Origin of the sequence: Oribacterium sinus (assembly GCF_963537195.1) — a bacterium.
Lineage (GTDB): Bacteria > Bacillota > Clostridia > Lachnospirales > Lachnospiraceae > Oribacterium > Oribacterium sinus_A.
In genome coordinates this window covers 1-4,537 of sequence record NZ_CAUTEG010000144.1, presented here as the reverse complement: position 1 = coordinate 4,537, position 4,537 = coordinate 1, and the positions used below count along the sequence as shown (strand labels likewise).

Genomic DNA, 4,537 nt, shown 5'->3' with positions numbered 1-4,537 from the left:
ACCTGAGAGGAACGAAGGGGAGCCATCTGAAATTGTAAACCGGAAAAACTAAAGGAGTTGCTTCCCACCTCAATGGTAAAGTCGTCTTCCTCTCCGGGAAGGAGGACGAAAATCACTTCCTTCTTCTCTCCCAAGGATACCACCTGAGCCTTCTCCGCCTTTAGGGATAAAATGTCCTCTGCGTTAAAGCTACTTCTGGCCATCATCACATAGTTTTTTGCCGCATAATCCTGGGCGTTGGGATTCTTTTTAAACTGCACATGAATTTTCACCAAGCCCTTCTCTCCGGCAAGGGTTTCCGGTTGTACCTCTAAGCCGTTTAACTCATAGCGAATCGTAATAGTCCAAGGCAAGAGACTGTAGGGTTCAGCTGTTTCCCCCTCCAAAAAGAGAGAATCTACATTCCCTTGAGACAAATCCAAAGTATGTTGATTACCATTGGACTGTACTGCCACACTGTTGCTGAGGTTTTTTACATTTTCATAAGTTCCGTAATCTGTAAGACTGGAATAGCCCTTGGTTTCATACTCTCTTACCAAAGAGCCCTGCTTAAATTCCCCGGTGGGACTTAATAAGGCATAGTAGTTCTCATGATAGCGGGGCTTTTGCACCTCTGCCAAAGCCGAGATGGACAGGGCAAGAACCTGACTTAAACAAAGAGCAATACAAACTGCTCTTTTCCACTGCTTATTCCTTTCACTGCTCCTTTGCTTACCATTTCGAGTATTCTTCTGATTACCGTTTTGATTGCTTGCTATTGCTCTATTGTAAATTCTCTGATTTTTCATGCTTGTACCCTCCTTGTTCTATACGATTCCAATGCTACTTTTGTCTTTAAAGCACTTCTGCTTTCAAAACCTTTCCCCATACTGTTTTACTCATACTATTTCAATACTTATTTCTTTGTTTTTCTCCTTTTTTTGCTATACTAAAAGCAAAGTCATGAGCAACGGTAGCTATCCTAAGCCTTTGGCAAAGGAAAAAAAACGGTCAATATAGGACAAATGTGGTATAAAAATGAAAAAACAAGAGTGTAGGGAAAGAACCCAAAGACAGTTGGCGGAAGCCTTGGAATTTTATTTACAAAAAAAGCCCCTGGAAAAGATTACCGTTCGGGAGCTGATTGAAAAAGTCGGCATCAATAGAAAGACCTTTTATTACTATTTTCCGGATATTCACGGACTTTTGGAATGGATGGTAACACAAGAAAGTCAAAGATTGATTTTTGAAATTCAGAATCAGGAGGACTATGAAAATTCCCTTGCCCTGGTTTTTGATTCCATTGAGAAGAACCGTCATTTTGTAAACTGTGTCTATGATTCCATGGGTAGGGATGCTATGGTTCGCTTTTTAAATGAGGACTTCCGTAAGGTAATCTCCTGGGCCATGGAAAAAGGCATGGAAGATGTCTTGAAGAGGAATGGGGGAAAAATAACGGAAACTTCCAATCTCTTTAGCATTGAGCAAAAGTTTTTGGATACTCTGGTAGATAGCTATATCGCCAGCATTGCACAAATCCTGCTCTCATATCTTCAAAAAAAATCCCCCTTTAATAAGCAGGAATGTATTCGATTTATTTTACGATATCTGCAATCCACTATACCTGCAGCATTGGAGGAATTTGCGCAATAATAATAAAGATAGTCATATTTCTGTATGAAGTTCCAGCGAGATAAAAGAATCCCTAAAATCAAGCAGTATGATTGCATTTCTGCCTGATTTTGGGGATTCTTTGGTATCTGCAAGAGAGCTTATTTCTTCTCTATTTTGGGAAGCATAATCCCTACTGCTTTTTTGCGGATGTCTATGCTTCCTTCTTTATAGGCTCCTCCAAACTCTCCGTCCAAAGTCCATTCCACCGGCTTTTCGCCTTGAAACTCCAGATAATGGGTTTTGAAAAAATTCACATAGGAATGGTCTTCCGGAATATCACCTCGAAGGAGCGTTCCTACAATCTCACCCAGCTCTCCGATATTTTTCGGAGAACGAATCAGTAAAACCTCGAATTCTCCGTCAGCTAAATCTATATTCATTTTCTCCTGAAAGTTCTGTCCCGGTAGTCCTGAAAAGCCTGCCACGGAATAGGCGTTGGAAATAGCTCCAAAAATATACTCTCCTTCTTCGGAAAAATTTTCAGCAGAGATTTTCAAGGGAATGCTCTGGCTCATATTTTCCGGTAAGGTACGAAGAGATTCCAGCAAATACGCCAAATGCCCCAAATTGTTCTTTAATTCCTGATCTGTCCCGTAGCTTACCTTGGTAAAAGCACCAAAGGCCGCAATGTAGTTAAAAAATCTTCCTTGAAGATTCCCCACATCATAAGAAAAACGCTCTCCTTCCACCATGGCTCGAAGATTCTCCTCTAAATCCTTGGGAATCCCTAAGGAGTGAGCAAAATCATTGGTGGAACCGCAGGGAATATAGCCCATGGGAATATCCAGCTTCTCTTTCAGAATGGCATTCATAAGATAATGCAGTGTTCCGTCTCCTCCTGCGCAAACTATCAGGTCGAAATCTTTACCCAGCTTTTTTACCAGCTCTTCCGTTCGTAAGTCCTTATGCTTAGGAAGAATAGGAAAGACCGTTACCATACAGCCCAATAGGGAAAGACCTTCTACCACCCGATAGCAAAGCTCCTTTCCCTTCCCCTGTCCACTCTGGGCATTCATTAAAAGCAATACTTTTTTCATAAGGTTTTCCTCTTGTTTTGAGCGTTTTATAGCTTGAATCATACCATATTGTTCTATAAAAATTAAATAGACTTCTAACCTGACTTCGGAGATGTTTCTTGATTACTTTGCTATGATATCCTACTCCTGATTCACATATATTTTACTATTAAAAAAGAGGAATACATATTGGATATGCTTCCTCTCTTCCTTCTTTTATTATGCGGTCTTCTTAGCCGCAGGACCTAAGTCCTTCATCTTCTGTTCTAAGCGAGCTTCCTTTTCCTTCGCCTTAGTCTGGAAGTCCTTAAAGGTATTCTCTTCTACAACACCTACGAAAACTTCCTGATAGTCTGAACTACCCTTTTCCTGAATCCGCAACACATAACAATCGGAAAGTCCATAAAGTGTTCCCTCTTCTTCAGCATTTCGGAACTCTTCCTCGGGAATAAAGCTAAACTGCTCTCCGTCCTTTACAGTCTTCTTCCATAAACGATTGCGAACACCCTTGTCCTCATCCTGCAAGTAGGTATTCTTATAGGCAACAACCTCTGCCTCACCACTACCGGATACGGAAAATACCGGATTCTCATGGACAATGTAAGCCACTCTGGCAGACTTGCTGACAGGATCGTTTACCTTTCCTTCCACATATTCCACATGAAGCTGTAACTGCTCCTTCGCGAAAGCCGAGAAGGAAAATAATAAAATGCCCAGTAGGCACATCATAAACAAAGAAACTCTTTTTAACATAGAGAAAACACCCCTCACAATGAAAAATAAAGCCGGTATCTCACCGACTTTATCAGTATATCCGTTTTTCGTTATCATGACAATCATCGGGGAAAAAGATACAGAGTTTTGTAAATCTTTTGTAAGAACTTAGAATTTTGAAATGTACTTCACGAATTCAAGAAATTCTAATTCTTGAATCGTCTATTATACCTTAAGCTTTTTGAGCTCCAAGAGGCATGGATATATTTCTGTTCTGTAAAAAAAGGAACAGAGAATATCCAATGAAATTTGCCAAAGTATACAAGACAATATCATTAACATCCACCACAAAAATCGGGGAATGGAATAGGATATTCAGAAGAAGCTGAATACATTCCATACCAAATCCAATCAATACCGCATAGAGAAGTACCTTCTTTTTCTCCTTCACTACGGAAAAGAGAACTCTCGGTAAGGGAAGAAATGATACTACAATTATAAGATTGGATAGCATGTTGTATCTCAAAAACAAGAACGGATTCAACTCAATATTCTTAAGGATTTGAGGTATAGGCAAATCCCTATGGCTTATGCTATGAGGAATGAGATAAATCAACACAAGCAATGCTATATAGCTAATCAATCCCCAGCGATGCCCGTAGCTATACGTTCTCTTCAGAGAAATAAAGTAAATCAGTCCAATTACCAAAGCCAAAATGAATACTCTACTATAAGGATATTGCAAAAGGAAACTAATCATAAGAATCACCCCTTTCGAATGACTTTATTGTAGAAATACATTGGAGATATCCTGCCTTCCAAAATATAATCCAAACTTCCAATGTCATCTCAATGAAGTAAATTGTTAGTTGCTTCTTTCACCCGTATGCTATTGTCTGTTGTAATAGTTTTTAGCACTTACCCCAAAAAATAGCAATATAATTAAGCTTTCTAAAATATTAATTCTTTATTGCCCTAAATTCTGAAGTGTTGTAAAACGCCCGAAATACAATTATTTAATCCATTTTTCCCTCACTAACAAAGATTGATTAAATCCCTCCTGCTTTTTCAAAATGTTTTTTAAGTATCCTTGTTGCACCAAATGCTCCTATGCAAGCAAGAACAAAAGTTATCAAGCCAAATCCTACTGCCCA

4 protein-coding genes and 2 pseudogenes are annotated in these 4,537 nt (G+C 39.3%); 1 reads left to right on the top strand and 5 read right to left on the bottom strand.

Going from position 1 to position 4,537, the window contains the following annotated elements; genetic code table 11:
• Positions 1-788 (bottom strand): annotated as a pseudogene (locus RYL27_RS10995) (hypothetical protein); the annotation flags it as partial.
• Between the two features lie 229 nt (positions 789-1,017).
• Here RYL27_RS10995 and RYL27_RS10990 point away from each other — a divergent pair.
• A complete protein-coding gene (locus RYL27_RS10990) occupies positions 1,018-1,632 on the top strand; it encodes a TetR family transcriptional regulator (RefSeq protein ID WP_314967181.1) in 615 nt (204 codons plus the stop codon).
• Between the two features lie 119 nt (positions 1,633-1,751).
• On the opposite strand, the gene RYL27_RS10985 is transcribed toward RYL27_RS10990, so the two are convergent.
• From RYL27_RS10985 to RYL27_RS11535, 4 genes and pseudogenes are all read right to left on the bottom strand, one after another.
• Positions 1,752-2,690 (bottom strand): diacylglycerol/lipid kinase family protein, encoded by a 939-nt coding sequence (locus RYL27_RS10985; RefSeq protein ID WP_314967180.1) that lies wholly within the window; start codon positions 2,688-2,690, stop codon positions 1,752-1,754.
• 198 nt (positions 2,691-2,888) lie between these two features.
• The gene (locus RYL27_RS10980) at positions 2,889-3,422 is read right to left on the bottom strand and encodes a hypothetical protein (protein ID WP_314967179.1); all 534 of its coding nucleotides are present in this window, start codon (positions 3,420-3,422) and stop codon (positions 2,889-2,891) included.
• 193 nt (positions 3,423-3,615) lie between these two features.
• A complete protein-coding gene (locus tag RYL27_RS10975) occupies positions 3,616-3,834 on the bottom strand; it encodes a hypothetical protein (protein ID WP_314967178.1) in 219 nt (72 codons plus the stop codon).
• A gap of 598 nt (positions 3,835-4,432) precedes the next feature.
• Positions 4,433-4,537 (bottom strand): annotated as a pseudogene (locus RYL27_RS11535) (MptD family putative ECF transporter S component); the annotation flags it as partial.